Consider the following 25,532-nt stretch of genomic DNA (forward strand, 5'->3'; position numbering starts at 1 on the left):
CATTCAACATTATGGGTGCCTGACACACCGCCTTCGCGAGCAGGCTCGCTCCCACAGGGATACAGCTGAATCCGAAATTTTTCATAAATTTCTCGCCCCGCCTGTAACGCATCCACCCACCCGTTCTCTAGAGGGACAAGCAAGCGCAAACCGCTTGCAGAAACCCTGATAAAAAACTGGAGAAACATCATGACTGCGACTACCCGTACCCTGTCCGCTACCGCCCTGGTTCTGGCCCTCGGTTCCGCTCTGAGCATCGCCACTGTCTCCACCGCCCAGGCCGCCGATGCCAACATGGAAAAATGCTTCGGCGTGGCCATGAAGGGTAAGAACGATTGCGCCGCAGGTGCCGGGACTACCTGCGCCGGCACGGCGAAAATGGACTACCAGGCCAACGCCTGGAAGCTCGTTCCGAAAGGCACCTGCGCCACCACCGAAAGCAAAACCTCGCCGACCGGCTTCGGTCAGCTCGAAGCCTTCAAAGCCAAGTCCTGATCCACGGCCTGCCTGAGTGACGCCCATGTTCAGTCATCACGAACCGTCCCTGCCGCGCACTCAGGCCGCTCGCACCGAGCTCCCTGCCCGCGCCGGGCTGGGGCTCAAGACCGGGCACTTCCTCGAAGTGCTCGGCTCCGTACCGGACCTCGGTTTCTTCGAAGTCCACGCCGAAAACTACATGGTGGCCGGCGGCCCGTTTCATCATTTCCTCGGTCTGATTCGCCAACAGTACCCGCTGTCATTGCACGGCGTGGGCCTGTCGATCGGTGGCGAAGGCGCGCTGGACAGCCAGCACCTCAACCGCCTCGCCGAGCTGATCGAGCGCTATCAACCGCAAGCTTTTTCCGAACATCTGGCGTGGTCGAGCCACGGCCCGGTGTTCCTCAATGACCTGCTGCCACTGGCTTACGACACGCCGACACTGAACCGCGTCTGTGCGCACATCGACCAGGTGCAGAACACGCTGAAACGACCGATGCTGCTGGAGAACCCGGCGACCTATCTGGGATTTGAGCACTCGACGATCGACGAGGCCGAGTTCATCGGCGAAGTGATCCGCCGCAGCGGCTGCGGCTTGTTGCTCGACGTCAACAATGTCTACGTGTCGTGCATCAACCATCAGCGCGATCCTCTGGCCTACCTCGATGCGTTACCGCTGCACGCGGCCGGCGAGATTCATCTGGCCGGCTTCGCTGAAGATTGCGACAACCTCGGCTACCGCTTGCTGATCGACGACCACGGCGCGCCGATTGATCAGGCCGTCTGGGATCTGTACCGGCAAGTGCTGCAACGTATCGGCCCGGTGGCGACGCTGATCGAACGTGATAATCAGGTGCCGGCCTTTGACGTTTTGCTCGCCGAAGCGCAGCAAGCCGAGACGCTGTTGCGCCGCGCGGAGCGTGCGGCATGAGCACGCAAGCGGACTTCGCCGCCGCCCTGCTCAATGCGCAACTGCCGTATCCCAAGGGCCTGTGCAGCCGCAACGGCGCCGATCCGTCGCGACGTTTTGCGGTCTATCGCAACAACGTGCAGAGCTCGTTGATCAATGCCCTGGCCGACAGCTATCCGGTGGTGCTGCAATTGGTCGGCGAGGAGTTCTTCCGCGCCATGGCAGCGATTTTCGTCCAGAGTCAGCCGCCACACAGTCCGTTGATGAGCCGCTATGGCGAGCACTTCGCCGACTTCATCGCACAATTCGAACCCATTGCCGGCGTGCCTTATGTGGCTGATGTCGCGCGACTCGAGCATTTGCGTACTGTCGCCTACCACGCCGCTGATGCGCAGCCGATCCGGCCTGAACAAGTCAGTGCCGCGCTGGCCGATCCGCAGTCGCTGAGTGAACTGTGTTTCGAACTGCATCCCTCGCTGCACCTGCTCGACTCTGCTTTTGCGGTCGTGGCGATCTGGGCCGCGCATCAGCAGGAGCCAAATCTGGCGGGCATTGGCCTGAATCAAGGCCAGCATGCCCTGGTGCTGCGCAATGGTCTCGACGTTGAGGTGTTCGCTCTTGAGGCGGGTGCGAGCGTGTTCCTTCGTCATCTGCTCCAAGGCTCGCCACTGCTCGCGGCGGCAGAAAACAGCCCGCCGTTCGATCTCGCCCAAACCCTCGCCTTACTGATTGCGCATAACGCGATTACCCGTCTGAATTACAAGGAGTTGCCATGAAGGCTTTTATCCTGTGCGTCATCGCGCTGTTCGAAAAAATCCCGCACAGCCTGATTGCCCTCATCGCGCGTTTTTCCATCGCTGCGGTGTTCTGGAAATCCGGGCAAACCAAGGTCGAAGGACTGGCCGTCGACTTGATTGACGGCACCTTTGAACTGGGCTGGCCACGTTTGGCCGATTCGACGATTCCGCTGTTTCAGAGCGAGTACAACCTGCCGCTGTTGTCGCCGGAAATTGCCGCGCATCTGGCGGCGTTTGCCGAGCATGTGTTTCCGCTACTGATCCTGCTCGGCCTAGCGACGCGGTTTTCCGCGCTGGCACTGCTGGGCATGACCCTGACCATTCAATTGTTCGTCTACCCGGATGCCTACCCCACCCACGGCACCTGGGCGGCGGTGTTGCTGTACCTCATGGCGACCGGGCCGGGCAAATTGTCGATCGATCAGCTGATCGCGCGCCGATTCCAAGGCTGACCTGAAACTGTTCGATGTCAGGACTGGAGTCGATCCAGCGCCTCGCCACTGCGCTTGAACCAGCCCATCAAATAATCCGCGAGCACCTGCGTGCGCTTGGGCAATCCACCCTGATACGGGTGCACCAGATACATCGGCATGCGCCGGGTCTGGTAATCGCGCAGCAACCAGCGCAAGCGGCCGTCCGCCAGTTCCGCTTGCAGGAGATACGACGGCAAACGGGCGATGCCGGCGCCGGACAGCGCTGCTTTCTTCAACAGGCTGTAGTGATTGCTGGCAAACGGACCCGAAACCCGCACCCGCAACAACTCGTGCTGCTGGTGATACAGCCATTCTTCGCGGCCGCTGTAATGGCTGTTGAGCAGGCAACGATGCTCGACCAAGGCATGCGGCGTCGCCGGCTCGCCGAAGCGCTCGAGGTAGGCCGGGCTGGCGCAGGTCATTTCGTGCCACGCCAACAGCGGCCTGGCCACCAGCCGATCGTCATTGGCCACTTCGGCGCGAATCGCCAGATCAAAGCCATCGCGGGCCAGATCGCGATAGCTGTTGTTCAGCTCCAACTCGATCTGCACCTGCGGGTATTGCCCGGAAAACTCCAGCAACAAGCCATCGAAGAAGGTCTCGCCGAGCGACACCGGAACCGTCATGCGCACGGGACCGGCCATGTCGTCCTTCAACCGCGCCAACGCCTGCCGTGCGCGTTCGACCTGGACCACCAGCGCCTGAGCCTGCGGCAGCAGCGCCGCCCCTGCCGCCGTCAGGCTCAAGCGCCGGGTCGTGCGTTGCAGCAGCACCACACTGAATTGCGCTTCGAGCTGGCTGATGCGCTTGGAGAGTTGGCCCTTGCTGCAGCCCAACTGCTGCGCGGCCAGGGTAAAACTGCCGGCTTCGATCAGCACGGCAAACGCGGCAAGGTCATCCATTTCGCTCATGGATTGTTTCCATTTGAAAACCAAAGGTTGCCTATTAGTGCGCTTATCCGCAGAAAAAACCACTCTAGACTGAAACCTCATTCACACGTGAGGTACAGCTCGATGAAAATTCTGTTGATAGGCGCCGGCGGCACCATCGGTTCGGCGGTGGACAAAGAGTTGTCGCAACGCCACGAGGTCATTCGTATCGGTCGCAACAGCGGTGACTTGCAGGTGGATATCAGCGACAGCGCGTCGATCCGCAAGCTGTTCGAACAGACCGGCAAGTTCGATGCGTTGATCTGCGCGGCGGGCAACGTGACGTTTGCAGCGCTCGACGAGATGACTGAGGACAGCTTCGTCCTCGGCCTGAAAGACAAGTTGATGGGCCAGGTCAATCTGCTGCTGATCGGCCGCGAGTTCGCCAATGACGGCGCCTCGTTCACCTTCACCACCGGCGTGCTCAGCCACGACCCGATTCGCAGCGGCGCCTCGGCAGCTCTGGTCAACGGCGCCCTCGACAGCTTCGTCCGCGCCGCCGCCATCGAACTGCCGCGTGGCCTGCGGGTAAACTCGGTGAGCCCGACCGTGCTGACCGAAGCCCTGGGCAAATACGCGCCCTACTTCCGTGGCTTCAAGCCGGTTCCTGCAGCGGAAGTGGCATTGGCCTACGCGAAAAGTGTCGAAGGACTGCAAACAGGGCAGACGTTTCACGTGGGTTAAGGCCCTTGTGATGAACGGTCAGGCTGCGTAACGTGGCAGCACCTGTCTGGAGAGCCAAAGATGCGTGTTGCCCGTTTGATCGTCCTCGTTACCCTGCTGCCGATGTTTGCCGCCTGCCAGTTGTTCGACGGCCAGCGTGAAAGTGTGTCCCATGCCGGGCAGACGCGAATGCAGGGGCAACTGACCGCCGCCGACGGCAAACTGGTGTTCCAGCCGTGCCAGGAGCAGCGGCAACTGGTGGTCAACGACATCGGCGGCACCAGCGTCCTGCAAGAGGCCGCTACACTCGCCGACGAACAGGGCAAGCTGTTTGCCGATGTGCGCGGCAAGGTCTCCGGCGACCGTCTCGACCTCGGCCAGTTGTATCGCGTCGAGCGCTCGGGCACGGCCTGCGACGATCCGAATTTCAAACTGCTGATCCTGCGCGCCGCCGGCCATGGCCCGGAATGGAACGTCAAAGTCAGCGGCAAAGGCATGGTCATCGAGCGCGACGGCCAGGCTCCACTGGCGGTGCCGTATGTGGAAGAGCAACTGGGCGACGGCCGCTTCAATCTCAGCAGCGAAGCCAACAACCAGCGCATCGAACTGTGGGTCGCGCCACAGCGCTGCGTCGACAGCAGCACCGGCAGCGTGCAGCACATGAGCGCCGAGTTGCGCATCGACGGTCAGGTGCAGCGCGGCTGCGGCTATTTCGGCGGCGCACGCAACGACTGATCGTTTTTCCCCCACGGATCCGCTCGCGGCGGCTTATAATCGCCGCCTTTAAACGCCCTGGCGCAGTTGTGCGCCCCGCGAATCCGGATCCCCGCCATGTTACGAATCACTGAACTCAAGCTGCCAATCGACCATCCCGAAGAAGACCTGCGCACCGCCATCGTGCAACGCCTGGGCATCGCCAGTGATGATCTGCTCGATTTCACCTTGTTCAAGCGCAGCTATGACGCGCGCAAAAAGTCCTCCGAACTGTGCTTCATCTACACCATCGACCTCAACGTACGCGACGAGGCCAGAGTGTTGAGCAAGTTCGCCGACGACCGTAACGTCAACGTGGCGCCGGATGTCAGCTACAAATTCGTCGGCCAGGCACCGAGCGATCTCGGCCAGCGGCCGATCGTCGTCGGTTTCGGCCCGTGCGGCATCTTCGCCGGCCTGCTGCTGGCGCAGATGGGCTTCAAACCGATCATTCTCGAACGCGGCACCGAAGTCCGCCAGCGCACCAAGGACACCTGGGGCCTGTGGCGCAAAAGCGTGCTCAATCCCGAGTCCAACGTACAGTTTGGCGAAGGCGGCGCGGGCACGTTCTCCGACGGCAAGCTGTACAGCCAGATCAAGGACCCGAAATTCCTCGGCCGCAAAGTCCTGCACGAGTTCGTCAAGGCCGGTGCGCCGGAAGAAATCCTCTACGTCAGCAAGCCGCACATCGGTACGTTCCGCCTGACCGGTATGGTCGAAAACATGCGCGAGCAGATCCGCGAACTGGGCGGTGAAGTGCGCTTCCAGGAGCGCGTCAGCGACGTGCTGATCGAAGATGGCCAACTGGTCGGCGTGCAACTGGCCAGCGGCGAAACCCTGCATTCGAAGCATGTGGTTCTGGCCCTCGGCCACAGTGCCCGCGACACCTTCCGCATGCTCCACAGCCGTGGCGTGTTCATGGAAGCCAAGCCATTCTCGGTGGGTTTCCGCATCGAACATCCGCAGTCGCTGATCGACCGCGCGCGCCTGGGCAAATACGCTGGCCACCCGAAACTTGGCGCTGCCGATTACAAACTGGTGCACCACGCCAAGAACGGGCGTTCGGTCTACAGCTTCTGCATGTGCCCGGGCGGCACCGTGGTCGCGGCCACCTCCGAGCCCAATCGCGTGGTCACCAACGGCATGAGCCAGTACTCGCGTAACGAGCGTAATGCCAACTCCGGCATCGTCGTCGGCATCACCCCGGAAGTCGATTATCCGGGCGGCCCGCTCGCCGGTATCGAGTTGCAGGAGCGCCTGGAATCCCACGCGTTCATCCTTGGCGGCAGCGAGTACAAGGCCCCGGCGCAACTGGTTGGCGACTTCATCAACGGCAAGCCGTCGACCGAACTGGGCGAGGTCGAGCCATCGTACAAGCCGGGCGTGGCGCTGGGCGATCTGGCGCTGGCGCTGCCGGACTTTGCCATTGAGGCGATCCGCGAAGCCTTGCCGGCGTTCGAGAAGCAGATTCGCGGTTATTCGCTGCACGACGCCGTGCTGACCGGGATCGAGACGCGCACTTCATCGCCGCTGCGCATCACCCGCAACGAGTCGCTGCAGAGCATGAACGTCAAAGGCCTGTTCCCGGCCGGTGAAGGCGCGGGCTATGCCGGCGGGATTCTCTCGGCGGGTGTCGACGGGATTCGCATTGCCGAGGCAGTGGCTCGCGATATCCTCGGCCTGGAAGCCTGATCCGCATAAGCTGACACAACACAAACCCTGTGGGAGCGAGCTTGCTCGCGAAGTCGCTATTTCAGTCAATGATGATGTTGAATGAGATGACGCCTTCGCGAGCAGGCTCGCTCCCACATTGGTTTTTGCGTTTCTTCAGATGTTGGCGCGCAGCACCGAGGTCGGCAGCGCCTCCCCGCGCTCGGCACTCGCCGCCACTGCTGCAATCAACTCACCCAGTTCGTAACCCTGCGCTTTCAACCATTCCTGGTCGTAATAAGTGTCGGCATAACGCTCGCCGCCATCGCACAGGATCGCCACGATCGACCCAGACTGCCCCGCCGCTTTCATCTGCTGCGCTGCCATCAGCGCACCGATCAGATTGGTCCCGCTCGACCCGCCGACATGCCGCCCCAAACGCTGCGCCAGATAATGCATGGCCGCCAGCGACAAGGCGTCCGGCACCTTGACCATCGCATCGATCACCTTGGGCAGGAACGACGCTTCCACCCGAGGCCGGCCAATGCCTTCTATGCGCGAGCCGCAGTCCAGGCGCAGGCTGGCATCTCCGGTCTGGTAAAAATCGAAGAACACCGAACGCTCGGCATCGGCACACAACACGCGGGTGCAGTGCTGGCGATAGCGCACGTAACGGCCGAGGGTCGCGGTGGTGCCGCCGGTGCCGGGGCTGGAAATCAGCCAGGTCGGCTCAGGGTGTTTTTCGTAGCGCATCTGCTGGAAGATCGACTCGGCGATGTTGTTGTTCGCTCGCCAGTCGGTGGCACGTTCGGCGTAGGTGAACTGATCGATGAAGTGACCGCCATGCTCGCGGGCCAGGCGCTCGGATTCGGCGTAGATCTGCGTCGGATCCTGCACCAGATGGCTCTGCCCGCCGTAAAAGGCAATCTGGGCGATCTTCTCTTTCGAGGTGGTCGCGGGCATCACCGCGATAAACGGCAAACCGAGCATGCGCGCGAAATACGCTTCGGAAATCGCCGTCGAGCCGCTGGATGCTTCGATCACCGGCGCGCCGGGCTTGAGCCAGCCGTTACACAGCGCGTAAAGGAACAGCGAGCGGGCCAGGCGGTGCTTGAGGCTGCCGGTCGGGTGGCTGGATTCGTCCTTGAAATACAACTCGATGCCGGCAAAACCGGGCAGCGGCAAAGGGATCAGGTGGGTGTCGGCGCTGCGCTGGAAGTCCGCCTCGATGATGCGGATGGCTTCGCGGGCCCACTGTCGGTTGTCGCTCATGGTTTCGGTTCTCGTTGAATCAGGCAGAAGATCGGTCTTCTGAAAAAGGTCTGCCGCAAGCTTAGGAAAAATCCCGCAGGCGGCAAAGATACAGCTGAGTCTCAATGTGTCAGGCAACTGCTAGGCTCAGTGCTGCCCGAGCGAGACAGTCTGTAACGCCATATAACAAAAAAGAATATAACTTTTGTTTTAACAACTAACGGTACGGGTTAGGGTGTTTCACCTTTTTCTTGATTCGATGGAGAGCGACCTTGCCTCTGCGTAGCACTTTCACGCGTTTCTTTCAGTTGGAAGCCGCCAGCGGTCTGCTATTGATCGCCGCAGCCGTTCTCGCGCTGATCATCAACAATTCACCGCTGTCGTGGCTGTACACCGGCCTGCTCGACACCCCGGTGGTGGCGCAGATCGGCGCGTTGAAAATCGCCAAACCCCTGCTGCTGTGGATCAACGACGGCCTGATGGCGATGTTCTTCCTGCTGATCGGTCTGGAAGTCAAACGCGAAGTGCTCGACGGCCAATTGTCCAAGCCTTCGCAGATCGTCCTCCCTGGCGCAGCGGCGATCGGCGGCATGCTGGTGCCGGCGCTGATCTACTGGTTCCTCAATCGCGACAACCCCGCGGCCCTGAGTGGCTGGGCCATTCCGACCGCCACCGATATCGCCTTCGCCCTCGGCGTATTGGCCCTGCTCGGCAAACGCGTGCCGGTGTCGCTGAAACTGTTCCTGATGACCCTGGCGATCATTGATGACCTGGGCGCCATCGTGATCATCGCAATCTTCTATTCCGGCGAACTCTCTACCCTGTCCCTTGGCCTGGCGGCTGCTTGCATTGCCGCGCTGGTGGCGATGAACCGGCTCGGCGTGGTCAAGCTCGGACCGTACATGATCATCGGCCTGATCCTCTGGGTCTGCGTGCTCAAGAGCGGTGTCCACGCGACACTGGCCGGCGTGACCCTGGCTTTCTGCATTCCCCTGCGCACGAAAAACGCCGAGTCGTCGCCGCTGCTGACCCTCGAACACGCGCTGCACCCGTGGGTCGCCTACGGCATCCTGCCGCTGTTCGCCTTCGCCAACGCCGGCCTGTCACTGAGCGGCGTCACCGTCGAAAGCTTCACCCACGACGTACCGATGGGCATTGCTATCGGCCTGCTGTTGGGCAAGACCATCGGCGTGTTCGGCCTGACCTGGCTTGCGGTCAAGATCGGCATCGCCGCCCTGCCCCAAGGCGCCAACTGGGGCCAGGTCCTCGGCGTCGCGATCCTCTGCGGCATAGGCTTCACCATGAGCCTGTTCGTCGGCTCGCTGGCCTTCGAACCGGGCGTGAGTGATTACGCCGGTATGGATCGCATGGGCATCCTCACCGGCTCGATCCTCGCGGCGGTGATTGGTTATGCGGTGACTGCGGCGGCGAGTCGCAAGAATTCACAACTGCAATAACCCCTGTGGCGAGGGAGCTTGGCCCTCGCCACAGATTTCTCGCCTTACAGTTACGCAGCGAACAATCCCCACGTCATTAGCGACCCGTCCTACAGCCACACTTTCCCCGCTTCGATAACGTCGTGCGGCCCCTTCTCAGGGGCTGTCGATGGTGAAGGAAGGGACGATCAGTGGCGCGGAACAAGGACATTCCCCGGGTGCAAAACCCACCGCAGGGCGACGGACAATACCTATCACCCCGCTCCCGAAACGTCGGATATCACAGCCTTTCCCGATTTAAGAAGAGCAAAAAAGAAAACGCCGTTCAACGGTGGGCTCCGGGATCGCTGGATCAATGCAAAAGGCCGAATAATTTATGAATGGGATTATTTACTCGGCGAGCTTGAAGCCTACCGCGCAAGCGATGGTAGCCATTTAGGCTCTTACGACCACAGAACTGGTGAACAGATAGATCCACCCAAAAAAAACCGTAGTATTAAAAAATATTTATGAGGATTACATGGGACTCAAAGCCAGACTCGAATGGTACGAACAACAAACCGAACTGGATGAGGGGGAGGAACTGTCGAAAGATTTTGGCGAGGACGGCTCATTAATGGAAGCATTAGGCCTACCGTCGAAAAGCTTCAATAACGGCGGATTTGATGTAAAAGCCGATTGGCTCAAGACTCTCCAGCCCCACTTCCAGCATTCCATTCAATTTTCTTCTTACGACTATCAGGTATCGTTCGTTTACCGTGATCAATGGTAGATGGGACTGGAACTGAGATTGGAATGGTACGACACAGCAACCTTGGAGTTTCAGGGGGAAGAGTCGTCAAAAGATTTGGGTGATGACGGGTCAGTGTTAAACGCCTTGGGAATCTCCGCCGACAACAACATCAATAATGGCAGCTTCAACGTCGTTCAAAACTGGCTGCCAACAATTCAGCCGTATTTTCAACATCAAATCGATGTGCGAGTCCACGACTATCAAATTTCGTTTGACTACGGCTAACAGCCCCGAAAGTATTAGCTCCATGCACTTTCTTTTAATTGCCGGTTTTTTCCCTGACGAAGTCCAAGATGACTCCTTGCAATTCGAGCTGGATATCACCGGCAGCGAGATGAATGAAAAAGTGGCTCAGCTCATTGAATCAAAGCCCTTGGATGAGGTGGAACCCGGCGAGCTGTTGTTGACTCAGGATCAGGTAACCGCATTGGAAAACTTTCTCAACGTCAGCTTTCCAGAAGGCCTCGAATACTTCATGGGCACCTGCGCCACATACTGAATGAACAATTCACAAGCAAAGAAAACCCCGACCAGTCACCTGATCGGGGTTTTCTTTTACCCAGCTTCCCGCTTAGTGCGAAACGCGGCTGGTTCCGCCAACGGTGGAGATCCGTACCCGCTCGCCAACGCGGAATACTTCATTCTCCTGAACCTGCTGCACATAGGCGCGCATGCTGCCGTCGTCTTCGCGGACGGTGATTTCTACGCCCTGGGTGCGGGTCAGGCCTTCTTCGGTGGCCGAGCCAAGCAGGCCGCCGGCCACTGCGCCGATGACCGCAGCAACGATGCTGCCCTTGCCGCCGCCGATGGCGCTACCGCCGACGCCGCCGACCACTGCGCCTGCTGCGCCGCCGATCGGGGTCTTGGTGCCTTCGATTTTTACCGGGCGCAGGGATTCGATGGTGCCCATGCGAATCGTCTGTACACGACGCGCTTCGTCACGGGAGTAGGAGTCGCCGGTGAGGCTCGATTGGCAGCCGGTCAGCAACATCGCCATCGTCGAAAAAGAAGCAACCAGCAGAACAGACTTACGCATAGCATCAACTCCAAAAGAACATGTGTTCATTAAACCCCGTGGCCTGGCGCCTGTCACGACACCATCCGGATAAAATTGGCTTCCATTCAGGCCTGGTACAGATGCCCGCGAGCGTCCACTCAAGGTAGCGTCAAATCAGCGATCCTGCGCCATCCGCGTTTATGTCGCTCGGTAGACTGCTCAGGGTGCCAGTCGTTCCAGAATCCACTCGGCGCCCTGGAGGCGGTAGTTGAGGCGATCGTGCAGGCGGCTCGGCCTGCCCTGCCAGAACTCGATGCGCTCGGGCAACAAGCGGTAACCACCCCAATGTTCCGGGCAGTGCGGCTGGCCGTCGCTGAAGCGTTGCTCGGTGGCCTTGAGCAAATCTTCCAGTTCGCCACGACCGTTGATGACTCGGCTCTGCGGCGAGGCCCAGGCGCCGAGGCGGCTGCCCAGCGGTCGCACTTGATAATAAGCATCAGACTCTTGCGCCGTGACCTTGACCACCCGCCCCTCGATGCGCACCTGGCGCTCCAGGGTTGGCCAGAAGAAGGTCATGGCGGCAAACGGGTTGGCCGCCAGATGCTGGCCCTTGGCGCTGTCGTAGTTGGTGAAGAAGGTGAAGCCCTGCTCGTCCAGGCCCTTGAGCAACAAAATGCGGCAATGCGGACGACCGTCGGCATCAACCGTGGCCAGGGTCATGGCATTGGCTTCTACCGGCGCCTGCTCGGTTTTCACCGCATCGGCGAACCACTGGTGAAACAGCGCAAACGGCTCGGCCGGGGCTTGCGCCTCGGTCAAACCGTCACGGGTGTAGTCGCGACGCATATCGGCCAGAGCCTGGGTCATGGCGGATTCCTTTTCGTTAGCGGATCACTTCTTGGCGGCGTCGGCTGCGGCGACTTTCTTGTCGGTCGCGGCGGCTTTGGCTGGTGCAGTTTTTTTCGCTGGAGCCTTGGCCGGTGCCTTCTTCGCAGGAGCCTTGGCGGCGGTTTTCTTGGCTGGCGCCTTTTTCGCCGCCGGCACAGCGGCTTTTTTCGCCGCAGGCGCCGGGGTAACCGGTTTGGCAACTGGCTTGACGTCTTGCGCAGCGACCATCGTTACAGGCTTCGGTGCTGGCATGTTGTATTTGCTCAGCAGCGCAACCATGGTGTTCTGCGGAGTCACCAGCAGTTCGACGCGACGGTTCAAGGCACGGCCTTCAACGCTGTCGTTGGCCGCACGCGGCGCTTCGGAACCCATGCCGCGTAGCATCAGGCGATCACGTTGCAAGCCGCTGAGGCGGAAGATCGCCGCCACCGATTGCGCACGCTCCTGGCTCAGTTTGACGTTGGCCGGCGCAGCACCGCTGGTATCGCTGTGACCGAGCACCAGCACTGCGGTTTTCGGGTCGGCTTCAAGGATTTTCGCTACGCGAGTGAACGGGCCAAGGGTGACCGGCAGCAGCATCGCCGGGCGGTCTGGATTGAACGAGCCTTCGACCGGCGCCGTCACCACCAGTACGTTGTCGCGACGCTCGAGTTGCAGATTGCTGTCTTTCACCGCTTCACGCAGACGCGGTTCGTAGTCATCCAGCCAGGCCTGAGTCACCTTCGGATCCGGCATCGGCACGGCTTTGACGGTTGGCTGATCCTTGCCGCCGAACGGCCACCACCATTTGCCATTGGACTGCGCCTCGGCTTTGGCCACCTCGACCGGTTTGGCTTCAGGTTTGACCTCGGCTTTCAGATCAGCCTTGACCGCTTCGTCGCTGGAACCGAACGGCCAGTACCACGGGTTGCTGCTCTCAGCCTTGGCCACTGGCGCAGTCGCCGCAGGTTTCAGCGGAGCCGGGGCCGGAGCCGGATCTTTAGACGCAACTTTGTCGGAAGAACCGAACGGCCACCAACTGCCGCCATCTGCATCGTTTTTCGGAGTCTGTGCGCAACCGGTGATCGCTACACACAGGGCCAGGGCGAGGGTCTTTTTAGATGACATTGAAAATCCACAAAATGAAGTAATGAAAAATCAGAGCACTTTCGCCCGGATAAACAGCCGTTTTGAAACGAAAATCCCTTCGAGGTTCCGACCCTGGAACCTCTGTTGAAGCTTTACAGACAAGTGGCAAGCACCCGCGCCAGCTTTTGCGCGCGCGGATCCATCAAAACGTAAGGCCCCAGGGTATTTGTCACGAAACCGAAAGCCACATCGTGCTCAGGATCAGCAAAACCGATCGAGCCGCCCGCTCCCGGATGGCCGAACGCGCGTGGGCCGAGGCCGTAGGTGGCGTTGGGCACGTCCGGTTGATCGAGCATGCAGCCGAGGCCGAAACGGGTGCGAGTGAGCAAAGTCTTGTCATCGCCAAGGCTGTGCTCGCGGGTCAGCTCTTCGAGCATCTCGCTCTCGAGCAGGCTGCCGTCGAGCAGGCCGGCATAAAACCCGGCGAGACTGCGCGCGTTGCCGTGGCCGTTAGCCGCCGGTTGCTGCATGCGTCGCCATTCCGGCTTGTTGGTGCTGGTCAGCACTGACGGCGGATTGGTGAAGGCGCGAGTAGTCATGGCAGTCGGTTCGCGCATGGTCACTTGCAGCAGGCGCTGCGCCGCAGCGTCGCCGGCGTTGCCCTTGCCACGGGCGATGTGCGCAACGCGCTGAAACTCTTCGTCGGCCAGGCCCACGTGGAAATCCAGGCCCAACGGTTTGGCGATCCGAGCGACGATCGACTCGCCCGGCCCACGACCGTCGGCGCGGCGCAGCAATTCGCCGACCAGCCAGCCGTAGGTGATCGCGGCATAACCGTGACCGGTGCCCGGAGTCCACCATGGCGCTTCGGCCGCGAGGGCGTCGACCATCGTTTGCCAGTCGTAAAGGGCTTCAGGGGCGAGCAGTTCGCGCAGCGCCGGCAAGCCGGCCTGATGGCAGAGCAATTGGCGCAGGGTGACGGATTCTTTGCCGGCGGCGGCGAATTCCGGCCAGTAGCGGGCAACCGGGGCGTCGAGTTGCAACTTGCCTTCAGCGACCAGTTGCAGCGCGGTGACGGCGGTGAATGTCTTGGTGCAGGAGAACAGGTTGGCAATGGTGTCGCTGTGCCAGGCTTCGGCGCCGTCCTTGTCGGCAGTACCGGACCAGAGGTCGAGGACGGTTTCTCCACCGACCTTGATGCACAGGGCTGCGCCGCGTTCCTGGGGATCGTCGAACAGTGCGGCGAAAGCCTCGCGCACCGCTTCGAATTGAAGCTCGTAATGTCCCTGAATCTGCACCCGCAACTCCCCCGCGAAAACGCTCTACAAAGTGGCCCGCATTGTTCCAGCCCTTGAGGGATTTGGGAACAGGCGCGGGCCAGACGGTTGATCGGCAATTTGTGTTGATCCCTTCGCGAGCAGGCTCGCTCCCACACTGGATCTCAACAGCAGCGCAGATCCCCTGTGGGAGCGAGCCTGCTCGCGAAGAACGATAACGCGGTCTGAAACCTAGTGACCATTCCCCGAATGCCCACCCGCCTGCGCGGCCCCCGGCGCTTTGCCAGCCTCGGCCTTGCGCCCGCCTTCCACTTCCGCCGCCGGGGTTTTCTGCGCCTCCTTGCCCAACTGCTCCAGCGCCTGCAGATTGCTTTTACGCACCGCCTCGACAAAGCCCTGATACGGCAGGTCAGTGACCCCGACCAGACCGAAATGGCCGTTCTCGCCGTCGAGCAAGCGCCCGGTCACCGGTTGGTCGAGATACTGGAACCAGTGCACGCCGACAATCGATGGCTCGCTCAGTGCCTGATTGAGGAAGTTGGCATAGGCCGGGCCGCGATCTTCCTCCTTGGCCAACTGCGTCACGCCGCCCCAGAACGGCCCTCGGTCGGCCGAGCCGAAGTTGAATTCGGTGATCAGCACCGGCTTGTCCAACCCCGCCAACGCGGCGAAGTCGTAACCGTCCTGCGGCTTGAGCGTGTACATGTTGAAGCTCAACACATCGCAGTACTGCGCGCAGGAGGCCACGGCTTCAGGCGTACTGGTGGCGAAACGACCGCCCAGGAGCATCTGGTTCGGCGCGTGCCACTTCAGCGAATCGGAAATGGTCTTGAAATAGGTATCGGCGAAGACCTTCTGGAAGTATTTGAAATCCGCTTCGATCTCCGGATGCTCAGGGTTCGGCAATGGCGGCACGAAGCCCGGATCTTCCATCAACTCCCACGCCGGTAGCTCGATACCCCAGGCCTTGGACAGTCCGGCCTGATTGCGGTACTTGTCGCGCAATTGCTTGAGAAAGGCGCGTTTGGCCGGCACGTCGGTGGTCATTTTCAACGTGCCGTAGGCCAGCGCGAAGCGAGCCTTCGGATCGTCGCCAGGGCCAGCCCAGGCCAGTTCGTTGTCGGCGTAATAACCGATCAGCCACGGATCGTCACGGTGATCGCGGGCGGCAATGGCCACGGCGCGCTCGGTGGCCATGGCGAAACGCGGATCGAACGGATCCGGCATGCCGCCCCACCAATCGCTGCCGGTGCTGATGCTGGTGTAATCGCCGACGATCGACAGCGGCAAGGTGTACGGCACGCGCTCAGCGTCAGCCAGCGACGGCGCGCTCCAGTTGCCCACCGTGTTGAAGCCCCAGGCTTGCAGCCGATCGAGGGTATGGCGGGTCCAGCGTTCTTCATCAATTCTGGCTTTGCACGGAGCGGTTTCCTCGCTGGACGCTTGCACCGCATCGGTCTGCGCCGCTTCGGCAATACCGGATTTTGGCTCAGCAGGCACCGCTGCGGTTTCAGCAGCCTGCACCGAGCCGGCCTCAGCCGCGCCCGCCTTTGCCGCTTCGGCAATCCCGGCCTTGTTGTCGCTGGCGGCCTTGCACGGTTCGCCGTACAGGCGTTGCAGATTGGCGCCATAGAAGTCGTACCAGCGGCCGTTGCCGTAGCCACGGCCCTGATCGGCACCGTTGCCGCCACGGTTGTCGCCCTCGCCGAAATGCGCGGCCAGCGGGTCGTCGTTCTTCGGCAACGATTCGAACATGTACTCACGACCAGCCACGTAGGTCTGGTTGACCTGCGGGCTGACGGTGTTGACGCCCAGCGAATAGAACGGGTGGCCTGCAGGCGTCACCAGATACCAGCGGCCATCGCGTTTTTCCGTGCGAAAGAAACCGCTGGCCTTGAACGCCGGGCCCTTGTTCCAGCCGCCGAACTTGTCCAGCGAAGCCTTTTCACGCTCGGCCAGCCATGTATTCAGCTGTTGCTGCTCTTTGCTGGCGGCGCTTTTCAGTTGCTCGTCGCTGCTGACTTTTTCCGGCCATTTACTGCGGGTTGACTGACCGTATGCGTCGACCAGATTACCGTACACCGCGCGCGTCACCGACTCGCCGTCCTGCACGCCGAAACGCTCGAGCAACAGGCTCTGCGCAACTTTCGGCTGATCCATCGACAGACTCACCGAAACCACTTGGCTGCGGTCGATCTCGCCGGTGCTGCTGGCCAGCAGGATGCGTTGGCCATCAACGGTCATCGGCATCGGCGGCCCGGCTTTCATGCCCTGGCTCAGCGGCGTCGACGCCACCAGCGGCACCAGCAAGGTTTGCGCGGGGCCGGCGGACAGATCGACGCGGCTGACCAGTGTGCGGCCATCGTTGCTCTGGATCTGCACATAAACCGTCACCGCCCAGTTCATCGCACTCTGCAAACGCAAGGTCATCATGCCGGACTGCGACCAGTCCCAAGCGCCGGTCTGCGGAGTCAGGCGCAAGGTCGGGCGGGCGACCGGGTTGAACGTCACCCGGCGCAGCACTTCGCCTTCCGCGGTCTGTTCGGCATTGGCCTGCGGCAGATCGGCGTTTTCCGTGGCGACCTTGACCACGTCGGCCGGGCGCACGAAGTTGAACAGCGTCTGCTGACCGGCGGGCGCGGCCAGCAACGGCGCGGCAAAGAACATGGCGAAAACAGCGGGCAACGAACGGCGGATCATAAGAACGGAGTTCTCCCTAACGACCAGTCAAGGCCAATGGAAAAGCGGTGGCAGAGAGATAGACAACGCGGCGGGCCAATCGGCCCACCCGCGTCTCAGGATATTTCACGTCGGAAAGGAGGCAACGCATTGAGGATCGCCTTGCCGTAGCGCTGGGTGACCAGACGCCGGTCGAGCAAGGTGATGGTGCCGCGGTCTTCTTCGGTGCGCAGCAGACGCCCGCAGGCCTGAACCAGTTTCAGCGAGGCATCGGGCACTGAGATTTCCATGAACGGATTGCCGCCGCGCGCCTCGATCCACTCCGACAACGCGGCCTCAACCGGATCATCGGGCACCGAGAACGGAATCTTGGCGATCACCACGTGCTCGCAGTAGGCACCCGGCAAATCGACACCCTCGGCAAAACTGGCCAGCCCGAACAGCACACTGGAATCACCGCCATCGACTCGCGCCTTGTGCTTGTTGAGGGTTTCCTGTTTCGACAGGTTGCCCTGAATGAACACTTGCTTGCGCCAGTCGCGGTCGAGACCGTCGAACACGTCCTGCATTTGCTTGCGCGAGGAGAACAACACCAGCGTGCCGCGCGACCCTTCGACCAGATCCGGCAGTTCGCGAATGATCGCCGCCGTGTGGGCGGCGGCATCGCGCGGGTCGGCCTTCAGATCCGGCACGCGCAGCACGCCGGCATCGGCATGATGGAACGGGCTCGGCACCACCGCCGTGACAGCTTTTTTCGGCAGGCCGGCGCGCATGCGGAAACGGTCGAAAGTGCCCAGCGCCGTCAGCGTCGCCGAGGTCACCAGGCAGCCGTAAGCGACATTCCACAAACTGCGACGCAAGGTTTCCGCCGCCAGAATCGGGCTGGCGTTGACCTCGATGTCGAACAGCGAACCGCTTTCGGCCAGGGTCAGCCAGCGCGCCATGGGCGGACTGTCTTCCGGGTCTTCGGCGGTGAACGCGGTCCACAATTCCCAGTTGCCGGAAGCGCGGGACAACAGGCTGCCGAACAGCGGATACCACTCTTCGGCCTGATTGCTGGCGATGCCGATATTGACCTCACCGTCCATGCCTTCCTTGAGCAGGTCGGTCAGGCGCTGGAACAGATCGTTAAGGCGCGAATAGCCTTTTTTCAGCTCAATGCCCATTTCGCGCATGTCCTCGGGAATCACCCCGCCGACAAAGCGATGTCGCGGACGTTCGCGGCCTTCGACGTCTTCGCCGGGTTTGAAATCGGCGATCTGCTCGCAGGCGGTGAACATGAACTGCTGCTGGGTCTTGATCTCCCGTGCCAGCTCGGGCACCTGCTCGATCAGCTTGCCGAGATCGCCCGGCAGCGGATGCTGGGCCAGCAGCTTGGTGAGGTTCTTGGCGGTGGTTTCCAGCCAGTCGGCGGTGGAGCGCAGGCGCGTGTAGTGAGCGAAGTGGCCGATGGCCTTGTCCGGCAGGTGGTGACCTTCGTCGAACACGTAAATTGTGTCGCGCGGGTCGGGCAGCACGGCGCCGCCGCCTAGCGCCAGATCCGCCAGGACCATGTCGTGGTTGGTGACGATCACGTCAACCTTGCCCATGCCTTCGCGGGCCTTGTAGAAGGCGCACTGGCCGAAGTTCGGGCAATGACGGTTGGTGCACTGGCTGTGATCAGTGGTCAGGCGCGCCCAGTCGGCGTCTTCCAGCGCGTTCGGCCAGCTGTCGCGGTCGCCGTCCCACTTATTGCCGGCGAGCTTTTCGATCATGCTGGTGAACAGCTTCTGACTGGCCTCGTCGACTTCGATCTTGAAGCCTTCTTCTTCGAACAACTGCGCGGTGGCGGTTTGTGCGTGGCCTTCCTGCAGCAGCATGTCGAGTTTGGACAGGCACATGTAGCGGCCACGGCCCTTGGCCAGGGCGAAGCTGAAATTCAGCCCGCTGTTGCGCATCAGATCAGGCAGATCCTTGTAGACGATCTGCTCTTGCAGGGCGACGGTCGCGGTGGCAATCACCAGACGCTTGCCGGCCAGTTTCGCCGTAGGGATCGCCGCCAAGCTGTAGGCCACCGTCTTGCCGGTACCGGTGCCGGCTTCCACCGCGACAATCGCGGGGTCGCCACTGCGCCGGCCTTCGTCATCGGTGTCGATATCCCCGAGGACCTTGGCGATTTCGGCGATCATCAGGCGCTGGCCGTAACGCGGCTTGAGGCTCTTGGCCTCTAGAAAACGCGAATAAGCGCCCTGGATCGTGGTTTTGAGTTCAGTGCTGATCATTGAGTGTCGGGCGCTGGAAACGCTGGATAAATTTTCAGTAGTTTGGTTCGGCGGCTATCATACCTGCCTAATCGATCCTGCGCAGAACGGAGTGCCCGAATGACACCTTTTAGCCTCGTTTACCCCCTGCATGTCCTTGCCGCTCTGGTGTGGGTCGGCGGCATGTTTTTCGCCTGGATGGTCTTGCGCCCTGCGGCTGTGAAGGCTCTGGACGGCCCAGCTCGCCTGACCCTGTGGGTGGAAGTGTTTCAAGGTTTTTTCCGTTGGGTCTGGGTCGCGGTGATCCTGTTGCCGATCAGCGGCGTGGGCATGTTGCACCTGCAGCAGGTCGGCTTCGAGACCGCGCCGAAGTATGTGCAGGTGATGATCGGTTTGTATGTGGTGATGACGGCGCTGTTCATCCGCATTCAGGGGTTGATGCTGCCGGAATTGCGCAAGGCGGTTGAGGCGAAGGATTGGCCGGCGGGTGCGGCAGTGCTGGGGCGGATTCGGCGGGTGGTGGGGCTCAATCTGCTGGTCGGGTTGGTGCTGGTGGCTGTGGCGGCGGCGAGACCGATGCTCTGAATCGCACTCTTGTTCTACTGTGAACACAGTTGTGGCGAGGGGATTTATCCCCGCTGGGCTGCGTAGCAGTCCCGCTTTTGATTTTTAGAGCGGGGCCGCTTCGCGACCCAGCGGGGATAAATCCCCTCGCCACATAATTTCACTCACCAAAGATCTTCACTCACCAAAGCATTTTATTGATCAGAGAGTGGGTCGCAGTTTTAGAGCCGTTGCACGGTAACCGAACCCGCCGCTCCCTCCGACCCAGGCTGGCCATCCGCGCCGGCCTTGCCGTTCTTGCCGCCGTCAGCGCGGTAGACCAGGCAGCCCTTGGATTTGCCGCCCTTCCCTGCTTTACCACCGACACCCGCCGGGCCACCGGCACCGCCAGCCACGTTGACCTTGATCAGCTCGGCAGGGAAATCCCGTGGTACGGCGAGTCGCACCAGCGCACCCGGCGCGCCTGGCTGGCCATCGCTGCCGTCACTGCCATCGGCGCCGTGGCCGGCCGATCCATAGGTGCAGCCCGGGTCTTCACCGTTGCCGCCGTCGAGGCCGACGAAACCCGGCGCGCCCCTGCCGCCACGGGCATCGACCGTCAGTTGCGGCGCGCTCAGGGCCTGGAATTGCAGATTCAGATTGCGCCCGGCCCGGGCCGCTTTTTCATAAGTGCCGGGGGCGCCGCGCGCGGTGATCTGGCTGCCCTCGCTCAATTCAGCGCGCTTGACCTTCACTTCCAGCGCTTGTTCAGCCGGAACGATAGCAATACGTGCTTCGTGGCCAACACGCAGTTCATCGATGTTCAATTCGGTCACATTCGACGGGATCAGCAAGGTGCCGTAATCGGCGACTTCCAGTTTCTCCAGTTGCAGCGTGCTGGTGGTGTTGGGCAAGCGCATCAAAGAATTGCTTTGCACGTTGACCACCTGCGCGCAGGCCAGTGGACTGATGAATGCAGCGAGCAGGCAGAGTTTACGCATGGGAAGAAGCCTCCGGAGCGGCCGGGGCCGGGATGGTTTGCAGGTGGAAAACGCCGAACAACAGGATGCGGCCACGATCACGCCAAGGGTGCGGACGACCCTTGAGGCTGCGGTTGCACAGCAGCACTTCGAGTAGATGAATCAGCAACAACAGAGCGCCGGCCAGATTGACCAGCAGATGCAGCGGATGAACAAACGGCACCAGTTGATTGGCCAGTACCACGCAGCAGAACAGCAGGGTCAGCAAACGCCCCAGCCCCCAGAACACCTTCATACGCTCCCCCGTGTTGCGAATTATTCTTTGCACGCACAGTACCGGCTTCTGCGGGGGATAAGCCAGAGGGAAAAATGAAATTTGTGCAAACGCTGATGAAATGGCTGCCGGGGCGATGATTTCGACCCGGCAGCTCTAGCCGGCGGACTACAGACCTTTCCTAACGATTGATATGCAGCTCGACCCGGCGATTTTCCGCGCGACCTTCATCGCTGGCGTTATCGGCGACCGGCTCACTTTCGCCTCGGCCCTCGCTGGTGAGCTTGTTCGGCGCCAGGCCCTGACTGAGCAAGTACGCTGCAACACTGCTCGCGCGCCGCTCGGACAAAGCCTGGTTATAGGCGTCGGAGCCTTTGCTGTCTGTATGCCCGATGACTTTGATGCTGACTACGTCGGCATTGCGCAGCTTGTCCATCAAGGTGTCGAGCTGGGCTTTGGCCGCCGGGGTCAGATCGGACTTGTCGAAATCGAACAGCACGTTGCCGGCATCACTCAAGGTGATCACTTCGGTTTGCGGCGCCGGTTCGACCGGTTTGACTGCCACCGGATATTGCGGCAGCGGGCAGCCACGGTGATCGACTTCGGTGTTTTCCGGTGTGTCCGGGCAGCGGTCGCGGCGGTCGAATACGCCGTCGCTGTCCTCGTCGCCATCCTGGGCGTAACAGATCAGCCCGCCGGTAAGAATGCCCAATGCCGCGCCGCCACCGGCCCAGCCGGCGCTTTCAATGGCGCCAAGACCGCCGCCGACCAGGCCGCCAAGCAGGCTGCAGATCGGCCACGTACGTTGATTGAGGGGGGCGGTGCCATCGCTGTGAGTGGCACAACCGGTGAGCAAGCTGCCAAGCAGCAGCACCGGCAAGACGGACCTTGAGAAAAGACGCATTTATGAACGCTCCTGTGTACCGGCCCATACCGGTTACACAGGAGTAAAGACCCGCATCCGCGACTGCACAAGCCGCGGATGCGAGAGGGGCTAGCGGACGATTTTGATTTCGGTGCGACGGTTCTGCGCACGACCATCAGCCGACTTGTTGTCAGCCACAGGCTGGCTTTCACCAAGGCCCGACACCGAAACGAAGCTGGCACGTGGCACGCCCTGCTGGATCAGGTATTCCACCACCGAGTGCGCACGACGATCCGACAGTTTCTTGTTGTAGGCATCGCTGCCGACACTGTCGGTGTGACCGGTCACGGTCAGTTGCGCGGTAGAGGATTCCTGTTTCAGGCGATCGGCGACCTTGTCCAGCACTTGCTTGTCAGGGCCGGTCAGCGTGGCTTTGTCGAACTCGAAATGCACATCACGAATGACGATGGTTTCTTCCTTGACCACAACCGCTTCTTCGACCACTGGCGCAGGCGTCGGTGGCGGGCAACCGTCAGCATCGACCTGCACGCCTTTAGGCGTACCCGGGCACTTGTCGCGACTGTCCGGCACACCATCGCCGTCTTCATCACCATCACCATGCACCCAGCAATAGGCCGCTGCCGTACCACCGACAATCAGTGCACCATAACCGGCCCACGAAGCGCTTTCCGTCGCGCCGAGACCGGCACCGACCACACCACCGACCGCCGCACAGGTCGGCCAGTCGGTTTTCTGCAAACCTGCACAACCAGTCAACACACTGGTTAGCAGAACCAAGGGTAATGCTGTCCGAACTATGCTCATCTAGTTTTCTCCTGAGGGATCGGCTTAAAACCGATTCAGGGAGTAAAGACCGGAGTTTTAATCTCCGCCAGCAATAGGCCACCGCTGTTTGCGACCGTGTTCACAGGGGTTTGCCTCTTTGGGCGAAAACCGCCGCCACCGGGCGCTTTGCCGACGCGGTCTGGCAGGCTAGTCTTGGCGGTCTGACTGAGGAGCTTCGATGAACGCCGCCATTTCTTCGCGCACGCCACAACAGGCGTTGGCCGCTTTGCTGGATCGCTACGCCCCGGCCCGTCTGCTGCTGATCGGCGCCAGCGAGTTTCCCGCCTTGAGCGCATTCAAGGACGCGCACCCCGACACCGTGGTCGCCCATGCCGCGCCCGGCGCACTACCCGCTGAGCTGGCCGCGCAACGCTTCGATCTGGCGCTGATAGTCGATTGCCTGGAACATTTGCCCAAACGCGATGGCCTGAACCTGTTGGGCGGCATTCGCAATCTCAACGCCAGTCGCATCGCGGTGCTGGCGGATCTGGCGGCCAGTGGCTGGCAGGAAACCGATTTCTATTCGCTGGCCCTGCAGGCCAGCGAGCGTTTTCAGCGCGACGCGCAGGTGCTGACCCTGTTCACCTACGATCTGCTTGACTACAAACAAGTCCCCGACTGGCTCAATTCACGCTTCTGGGCCAATCCGGAAAACTTCGGGAAATACTGGTGGTAATGCAATGAGTACAGCCATTTGCCCATGCGGCAGCGGCAATCTGCTGGATGCCTGCTGCGGTCCTTATCACGACGGCCACCCGGCGCCTTGCGCCGAAGCCCTGATGCGCTCGCGCTACAGCGCTTATGTGCTGGGGCTGGTCGATTATCTGGTAGCGACTACCCTGCCCGCGCAGCAGGCGGGACTGAACCGACAATCGATCAGCGACTGGAGTGCGCAAAGCACCTGGCTTGGTCTTGAGGTGGAAAGCTCGGAAGTGCTCGGCGGCCAGCCGGAACACGCTTTTGTGACCTTCACCGCGCGCTGGCATGACAGCCAGGGCGAGCACAGCCATCGCGAGCGCTCATCCTTTGTTCAGAACGGCGGGCGCTGGTACTTCATCGATCCTACGGTGCAGATGAAGCTGGGGCGCAATGACGGCTGCCCGTGTGGCAGCGGGCAGAAGTTCAAGAAGTGTTGTTCGGGTTATTTCGGCGCTTGAGCTGAAGATCAAAAGATCGTCCGATCGCGGCCCGAGCCTTCGGCCGCTCCTACACGGGATTAGCCGAAGGCTGAAATCTTTTAAGGTCTAGACTGGGCACAAAGGGAGTCAATTTCATGCTCGGTCGTCGGCGCGCACTACATTTTCTGCTGTTGATGCTGATCGTAAACCTCGGCGGCTGTGCCTCGTGGTTCAGCGACGACAGCGTCGAGCCCGCCGTGCATCTGGTGAAAGTCGAGGTGGTGCGGGCCAAACTGCTCGAACAGAAATTCATCCTGCACTTTCGCGTCGACAATCCCAACGACAGCGACCTGACCGTGCGTGGCCTCGAATACCGGATTCACCTGGCCGACATGCTGCTCACCGAAGGCGAGCATGAGCACTGGTTTACCGTCGGGCCAAAGCGCAGCGCTTACTTCAAAGTGCCGATCCGCACCAACCTGTGGCCGAAGGTCAAACACGTGGTGAAACTGCTGAAAAATCCGAACCAGCAGATTCCCTATCGATTGCAGGGGGAAATGGAAACCGGTTTATTCATCGCCCACTACGTGCACCTTGAGCGCAATGGCGTGATAATCCCCGCCGATCTAACTCCGGAGTGACCTCGATGACCCAGCAACCCCATGTCCATGGCCCTGACTGCAACCACGATCATGACCACCATCATGATCACGACCATGGCCATGTCCACGGCCCGAACTGCGGCCACGCCCACCAGGAACCGGTGCGCAACGCCCTGAAAGACGTCGGCCGCAACGACCCTTGCCCATGCGGCAACGGCAAGAAATTCAAGAAGTGCCACGGCGCTTGATGTCACTGGCGAAGGTCTTCTTCGCCTGACACACCGCTTTCGCGAGCAGGCTCGCTCCCACAGGGATCGCGTTTCATCTGAAGAAATATGGTCACTGTGGGAGCGAGCCTGCTCGCGAAGGCGGCGGCGCATACACTACAAAACTTCAGCCCGCCGCCAGAATCTGTGAAGAGCCGACCACCGTCGCATACTCCCCATGCAAATTGCCCAGCGACATCCCGTGCACCTCTTCAGCGGTACGCGGTGTGCCGAAATAATCGGCCTTGTCGAAGGTAAAACATGCATCCTCTGCCACCCATGTGTCGAACCCCAGGTTGCCCGCAGTGCGCGCCGTCGACTCAACCGAGTTATTGGTCGCCACACCAACGATGATCAATTGCCCGATCCCAGCCTCACGCAACTGCGCCTCCAGCCCATTGACACAAAACGCATCCGGCACCTGTTTCTGCACCAGCCATTCCCCGTCCCGAGGAACAAATCGCTCTTGAAACTCCACTCCGTCCTGCTCGGGCCAGAACACCGAATCAGGTGAGCGCGACAAGTGCTGCACGTGAATCACCGGGCGCCCGCGCAGGCGCCACAGCGCCAATAACTCAAGCATTCGCTCTTCGGCCTGAGGATTATTCCGCCGTCCCAGCCGCGGATGCAGAATGCCTTTCTGCTGGTCGATGATGATCAGCGCAGCGTTGCTCTGAAGCTCCATAGCGATCTTTCTCCTGACAGGGCACGGGACTTGTTCCGTAGTTCAACATCAGCGCTTTCCCACAAGCAACTG

At 61.0% G+C, this 25,532-nt stretch carries 30 protein-coding genes; 17 read left to right on the forward strand and 13 right to left on the reverse strand.

The window, feature by feature from the left end; translation table 11 throughout:
• The first annotated feature begins 189 nt into the window (after positions 1-189).
• The 4 genes from D8U71_RS02255 to D8U71_RS02270 are packed head-to-tail and all read left to right on the forward strand — an operon-like array spanning position 190 to position 2,636.
• Positions 190-495, forward strand: a complete 306-nt coding sequence (locus D8U71_RS02255; protein WP_016771358.1) for a DUF2282 domain-containing protein — start codon at positions 190-192, stop codon at positions 493-495.
• A 25-nt stretch (positions 496-520) separates the two neighbouring features.
• Positions 521-1,408: a DUF692 domain-containing protein gene (locus D8U71_RS02260; RefSeq protein WP_130887076.1), complete on the forward strand. Its 888-nt coding sequence runs from the start codon at positions 521-523 to the stop codon at positions 1,406-1,408.
• Complete coding sequence (locus tag D8U71_RS02265; protein WP_130887077.1) at positions 1,405-2,163, forward strand: DNA-binding domain-containing protein; 759 nt, start codon at positions 1,405-1,407, stop codon at positions 2,161-2,163. The genes D8U71_RS02260 and D8U71_RS02265 overlap by 4 nt, the downstream gene beginning before the upstream one ends.
• Complete coding sequence (locus D8U71_RS02270; protein WP_130887078.1) at positions 2,160-2,636, forward strand: DoxX family protein; 477 nt, start codon at positions 2,160-2,162, stop codon at positions 2,634-2,636. The genes D8U71_RS02265 and D8U71_RS02270 overlap by 4 nt, the downstream gene beginning before the upstream one ends.
• Positions 2,637-2,653: 17 nt before the next feature.
• Here D8U71_RS02270 and D8U71_RS02275 read toward each other — a convergent pair whose 3' ends face one another.
• On the reverse strand, positions 2,654-3,568 hold the full coding sequence (locus D8U71_RS02275; protein ID WP_130887079.1) for a LysR family transcriptional regulator: 915 nt from the start codon (positions 3,566-3,568) through the stop codon (positions 2,654-2,656).
• 102 nt (positions 3,569-3,670) lie between these two features.
• On the opposite strand from D8U71_RS02275, the gene D8U71_RS02280 reads away from it, so the two are divergent.
• The 3 genes from D8U71_RS02280 (at position 3,671) to D8U71_RS02290 (ending at position 6,694) form a co-directional block, all read left to right on the forward strand.
• Entirely contained in the window at positions 3,671-4,270 is a 600-nt protein-coding gene (locus D8U71_RS02280) for a short chain dehydrogenase (RefSeq protein WP_130887080.1), read from the forward strand.
• Positions 4,271-4,330: 60 nt separating this feature from the next.
• Positions 4,331-4,984, forward strand: a complete 654-nt coding sequence (locus tag D8U71_RS02285; RefSeq protein WP_130887081.1) for a hypothetical protein — start codon at positions 4,331-4,333, stop codon at positions 4,982-4,984.
• A 96-nt stretch (positions 4,985-5,080) separates the two neighbouring features.
• Positions 5,081-6,694: an NAD(P)/FAD-dependent oxidoreductase gene (locus D8U71_RS02290; RefSeq protein WP_130887082.1), complete on the forward strand. Its 1,614-nt coding sequence runs from the start codon at positions 5,081-5,083 to the stop codon at positions 6,692-6,694.
• Positions 6,695-6,829: 135 nt separating this feature from the next.
• Here the strand turns inward: D8U71_RS02290 and D8U71_RS02300 are convergent, their stop codons facing one another.
• Positions 6,830-7,924, reverse strand: a complete 1,095-nt coding sequence (locus D8U71_RS02300; RefSeq protein ID WP_073475880.1) for a PLP-dependent cysteine synthase family protein — start codon at positions 7,922-7,924, stop codon at positions 6,830-6,832.
• Positions 7,925-8,175: 251 nt separating this feature from the next.
• On the opposite strand from D8U71_RS02300, the gene nhaA reads away from it, so the two are divergent.
• From nhaA to D8U71_RS02325, 5 genes are read left to right on the forward strand one after another with little or no spacing between them, the layout of a single operon-like run.
• Positions 8,176-9,360, forward strand: a complete 1,185-nt coding sequence (gene nhaA, locus D8U71_RS02305; protein WP_041478038.1) for a Na+/H+ antiporter NhaA — start codon at positions 8,176-8,178, stop codon at positions 9,358-9,360.
• Between the two features lie 18 nt (positions 9,361-9,378).
• Positions 9,379-9,852, forward strand: coding sequence for a colicin E3/pyocin S6 family cytotoxin (locus D8U71_RS02310; protein WP_232245396.1), 474 nt, complete (start codon positions 9,379-9,381; stop codon positions 9,850-9,852).
• A 7-nt stretch (positions 9,853-9,859) separates the two neighbouring features.
• Positions 9,860-10,111 carry a colicin E3-like toxin immunity protein gene (locus D8U71_RS02315; RefSeq protein ID WP_125925248.1) on the forward strand — a complete coding sequence of 84 codons (252 nt, stop codon included), beginning with the start codon at positions 9,860-9,862 and terminating at the stop codon, positions 10,109-10,111.
• Complete coding sequence (locus D8U71_RS02320) at positions 10,112-10,357, forward strand: colicin E3-like toxin immunity protein (protein ID WP_130887083.1); 246 nt, start codon at positions 10,112-10,114, stop codon at positions 10,355-10,357.
• A 22-nt stretch (positions 10,358-10,379) separates the two neighbouring features.
• Entirely contained in the window at positions 10,380-10,631 is a 252-nt protein-coding gene (locus D8U71_RS02325) for a pyocin S6 family toxin immunity protein (RefSeq protein WP_125925246.1), read from the forward strand.
• Between the two features lie 72 nt (positions 10,632-10,703).
• Here D8U71_RS02325 and D8U71_RS02330 read toward each other — a convergent pair whose 3' ends face one another.
• The 6 genes from D8U71_RS02330 to dinG all read right to left on the reverse strand — a co-directional run bounded on the left by D8U71_RS02330 (position 10,704) and on the right by dinG (position 19,302).
• On the reverse strand, positions 10,704-11,168 hold the full coding sequence (locus D8U71_RS02330; RefSeq protein ID WP_016771369.1) for a glycine zipper 2TM domain-containing protein: 465 nt from the start codon (positions 11,166-11,168) through the stop codon (positions 10,704-10,706).
• Positions 11,169-11,348: 180 nt separating this feature from the next.
• Entirely contained in the window at positions 11,349-11,996 is a 648-nt protein-coding gene (gene pdxH / locus D8U71_RS02335) for a pyridoxamine 5'-phosphate oxidase (RefSeq protein WP_073475891.1), read from the reverse strand.
• Positions 11,997-12,020: 24 nt separating this feature from the next.
• On the reverse strand, positions 12,021-13,124 hold the full coding sequence (locus tag D8U71_RS02340) for an OmpA family protein (protein WP_130887084.1): 1,104 nt from the start codon (positions 13,122-13,124) through the stop codon (positions 12,021-12,023).
• Positions 13,125-13,237: 113 nt separating this feature from the next.
• Positions 13,238-14,383: a serine hydrolase domain-containing protein gene (locus D8U71_RS02345; protein ID WP_130887085.1), complete on the reverse strand. Its 1,146-nt coding sequence runs from the start codon at positions 14,381-14,383 to the stop codon at positions 13,238-13,240.
• A gap of 210 nt (positions 14,384-14,593) precedes the next feature.
• Positions 14,594-17,062, reverse strand: a complete 2,469-nt coding sequence (locus D8U71_RS02350; RefSeq protein ID WP_130887086.1) for a beta-galactosidase — start codon at positions 17,060-17,062, stop codon at positions 14,594-14,596.
• Between the two features lie 95 nt (positions 17,063-17,157).
• The gene (gene dinG / locus D8U71_RS02355) at positions 17,158-19,302 is read right to left on the reverse strand and encodes an ATP-dependent DNA helicase DinG (protein ID WP_024011911.1); all 2,145 of its coding nucleotides are present in this window, start codon (positions 19,300-19,302) and stop codon (positions 17,158-17,160) included.
• Positions 19,303-19,401: 99 nt separating this feature from the next.
• Between dinG and D8U71_RS02360 the strand changes: the two genes are divergently transcribed.
• Positions 19,402-19,866: a DUF2269 family protein gene (locus D8U71_RS02360; RefSeq protein ID WP_016771373.1), complete on the forward strand. Its 465-nt coding sequence runs from the start codon at positions 19,402-19,404 to the stop codon at positions 19,864-19,866.
• Positions 19,867-20,066: 200 nt separating this feature from the next.
• Here the strand turns inward: D8U71_RS02360 and D8U71_RS02365 are convergent, their stop codons facing one another.
• The 4 genes from D8U71_RS02365 to D8U71_RS02380 all read right to left on the reverse strand — a co-directional run bounded on the left by D8U71_RS02365 (position 20,067) and on the right by D8U71_RS02380 (position 22,768).
• The gene (locus D8U71_RS02365) at positions 20,067-20,825 is read right to left on the reverse strand and encodes a collagen-like protein (protein ID WP_130887087.1); all 759 of its coding nucleotides are present in this window, start codon (positions 20,823-20,825) and stop codon (positions 20,067-20,069) included.
• Complete coding sequence (locus D8U71_RS02370; protein ID WP_016771375.1) at positions 20,818-21,099, reverse strand: DUF1145 domain-containing protein; 282 nt, start codon at positions 21,097-21,099, stop codon at positions 20,818-20,820. The genes D8U71_RS02365 and D8U71_RS02370 overlap by 8 nt, the downstream gene beginning before the upstream one ends.
• Before the next feature lie 160 nt (positions 21,100-21,259).
• Entirely contained in the window at positions 21,260-21,982 is a 723-nt protein-coding gene (locus tag D8U71_RS02375; RefSeq protein ID WP_125925239.1) for an OmpA family protein, read from the reverse strand.
• Positions 21,983-22,072: 90 nt separating this feature from the next.
• On the reverse strand, positions 22,073-22,768 hold the full coding sequence (locus D8U71_RS02380) for an OmpA family protein (protein ID WP_016770616.1): 696 nt from the start codon (positions 22,766-22,768) through the stop codon (positions 22,073-22,075).
• A 199-nt stretch (positions 22,769-22,967) separates the two neighbouring features.
• On the opposite strand from D8U71_RS02380, the gene D8U71_RS02385 reads away from it, so the two are divergent.
• The 4 genes from D8U71_RS02385 (at position 22,968) to D8U71_RS02400 (ending at position 24,757) form a co-directional block, all read left to right on the forward strand.
• Entirely contained in the window at positions 22,968-23,465 is a 498-nt protein-coding gene (locus D8U71_RS02385; RefSeq protein ID WP_125925238.1) for a DUF6231 family protein, read from the forward strand.
• Between the two features lie 4 nt (positions 23,466-23,469).
• Positions 23,470-23,946 (forward strand): YchJ family protein, encoded by a 477-nt coding sequence (locus D8U71_RS02390; protein ID WP_125925237.1) that lies wholly within the window; start codon positions 23,470-23,472, stop codon positions 23,944-23,946.
• Between the two features lie 116 nt (positions 23,947-24,062).
• On the forward strand, positions 24,063-24,548 hold the full coding sequence (locus tag D8U71_RS02395) for an LEA type 2 family protein (RefSeq protein ID WP_125925236.1): 486 nt from the start codon (positions 24,063-24,065) through the stop codon (positions 24,546-24,548).
• 5 nt (positions 24,549-24,553) lie between these two features.
• Entirely contained in the window at positions 24,554-24,757 is a 204-nt protein-coding gene (locus tag D8U71_RS02400) for an SEC-C metal-binding domain-containing protein (protein ID WP_003198420.1), read from the forward strand.
• Positions 24,758-24,902: 145 nt separating this feature from the next.
• Here D8U71_RS02400 and D8U71_RS02405 read toward each other — a convergent pair whose 3' ends face one another.
• Positions 24,903-25,460, reverse strand: coding sequence for a cysteine hydrolase family protein (locus tag D8U71_RS02405; protein WP_125925235.1), 558 nt, complete (start codon positions 25,458-25,460; stop codon positions 24,903-24,905).
• Positions 25,461-25,532 lie beyond the last annotated feature (72 nt).

The organism is Pseudomonas sp. Sample_21 (assembly GCF_004307525.1).
GTDB classification, from domain to species: Bacteria; Pseudomonadota; Gammaproteobacteria; order Pseudomonadales; family Pseudomonadaceae; genus Aquipseudomonas; species Aquipseudomonas atacamensis.

What these genes read in the sequence shown, in the direction of transcription:
- D8U71_RS02255 (WP_016771358.1), top strand. Translation starts at nt 190, where the DNA reads ATGACTGCGACTACCCGTACCCTGTCCGCTACCGCCCTGGTTCTGGCC.
- D8U71_RS02260 (WP_130887076.1), top strand. Translation starts at nt 521, where the DNA reads ATGTTCAGTCATCACGAACCGTCCCTGCCGCGCACTCAGGCCGCTCGC.
- D8U71_RS02265 (WP_130887077.1), top strand. Translation starts at nt 1,405, where the DNA reads ATGAGCACGCAAGCGGACTTCGCCGCCGCCCTGCTCAATGCGCAACTG.
- D8U71_RS02270 (WP_130887078.1), top strand. Translation starts at nt 2,160, where the DNA reads ATGAAGGCTTTTATCCTGTGCGTCATCGCGCTGTTCGAAAAAATCCCG.
- D8U71_RS02275 (WP_130887079.1), bottom strand. Translation starts at nt 3,568, where the DNA reads ATGAGCGAAATGGATGACCTTGCCGCGTTTGCCGTGCTGATCGAAGCC.
- D8U71_RS02280 (WP_130887080.1), top strand. Translation starts at nt 3,671, where the DNA reads ATGAAAATTCTGTTGATAGGCGCCGGCGGCACCATCGGTTCGGCGGTG.
- D8U71_RS02285 (WP_130887081.1), top strand. Translation starts at nt 4,331, where the DNA reads ATGCGTGTTGCCCGTTTGATCGTCCTCGTTACCCTGCTGCCGATGTTT.
- D8U71_RS02290 (WP_130887082.1), top strand. Translation starts at nt 5,081, where the DNA reads ATGTTACGAATCACTGAACTCAAGCTGCCAATCGACCATCCCGAAGAA.
- D8U71_RS02300 (WP_073475880.1), bottom strand. Translation starts at nt 7,924, where the DNA reads ATGAGCGACAACCGACAGTGGGCCCGCGAAGCCATCCGCATCATCGAG.
- D8U71_RS02315 (WP_125925248.1), top strand. Translation starts at nt 9,860, where the DNA reads ATGGGACTCAAAGCCAGACTCGAATGGTACGAACAACAAACCGAACTG.
- D8U71_RS02320 (WP_130887083.1), top strand. Translation starts at nt 10,112, where the DNA reads ATGGGACTGGAACTGAGATTGGAATGGTACGACACAGCAACCTTGGAG.
- D8U71_RS02325 (WP_125925246.1), top strand. Translation starts at nt 10,380, where the DNA reads ATGCACTTTCTTTTAATTGCCGGTTTTTTCCCTGACGAAGTCCAAGAT.
- D8U71_RS02330 (WP_016771369.1), bottom strand. Translation starts at nt 11,168, where the DNA reads ATGCGTAAGTCTGTTCTGCTGGTTGCTTCTTTTTCGACGATGGCGATG.
- pdxH (WP_073475891.1), bottom strand. Translation starts at nt 11,996, where the DNA reads ATGACCCAGGCTCTGGCCGATATGCGTCGCGACTACACCCGTGACGGT.
- D8U71_RS02340 (WP_130887084.1), bottom strand. Translation starts at nt 13,124, where the DNA reads ATGTCATCTAAAAAGACCCTCGCCCTGGCCCTGTGTGTAGCGATCACC.
- D8U71_RS02350 (WP_130887086.1), bottom strand. Translation starts at nt 17,062, where the DNA reads ATGATCCGCCGTTCGTTGCCCGCTGTTTTCGCCATGTTCTTTGCCGCG.
- dinG (WP_024011911.1), bottom strand. Translation starts at nt 19,302, where the DNA reads ATGATCAGCACTGAACTCAAAACCACGATCCAGGGCGCTTATTCGCGT.
- D8U71_RS02360 (WP_016771373.1), top strand. Translation starts at nt 19,402, where the DNA reads ATGACACCTTTTAGCCTCGTTTACCCCCTGCATGTCCTTGCCGCTCTG.
- D8U71_RS02365 (WP_130887087.1), bottom strand. Translation starts at nt 20,825, where the DNA reads ATGCGTAAACTCTGCCTGCTCGCTGCATTCATCAGTCCACTGGCCTGC.
- D8U71_RS02370 (WP_016771375.1), bottom strand. Translation starts at nt 21,099, where the DNA reads ATGAAGGTGTTCTGGGGGCTGGGGCGTTTGCTGACCCTGCTGTTCTGC.
- D8U71_RS02375 (WP_125925239.1), bottom strand. Translation starts at nt 21,982, where the DNA reads ATGCGTCTTTTCTCAAGGTCCGTCTTGCCGGTGCTGCTGCTTGGCAGC.
- D8U71_RS02380 (WP_016770616.1), bottom strand. Translation starts at nt 22,768, where the DNA reads ATGAGCATAGTTCGGACAGCATTACCCTTGGTTCTGCTAACCAGTGTG.
- D8U71_RS02385 (WP_125925238.1), top strand. Translation starts at nt 22,968, where the DNA reads ATGAACGCCGCCATTTCTTCGCGCACGCCACAACAGGCGTTGGCCGCT.
- D8U71_RS02390 (WP_125925237.1), top strand. Translation starts at nt 23,470, where the DNA reads ATGAGTACAGCCATTTGCCCATGCGGCAGCGGCAATCTGCTGGATGCC.
- D8U71_RS02395 (WP_125925236.1), top strand. Translation starts at nt 24,063, where the DNA reads ATGCTCGGTCGTCGGCGCGCACTACATTTTCTGCTGTTGATGCTGATC.
- D8U71_RS02400 (WP_003198420.1), top strand. Translation starts at nt 24,554, where the DNA reads ATGACCCAGCAACCCCATGTCCATGGCCCTGACTGCAACCACGATCAT.
- D8U71_RS02405 (WP_125925235.1), bottom strand. Translation starts at nt 25,460, where the DNA reads ATGGAGCTTCAGAGCAACGCTGCGCTGATCATCATCGACCAGCAGAAA.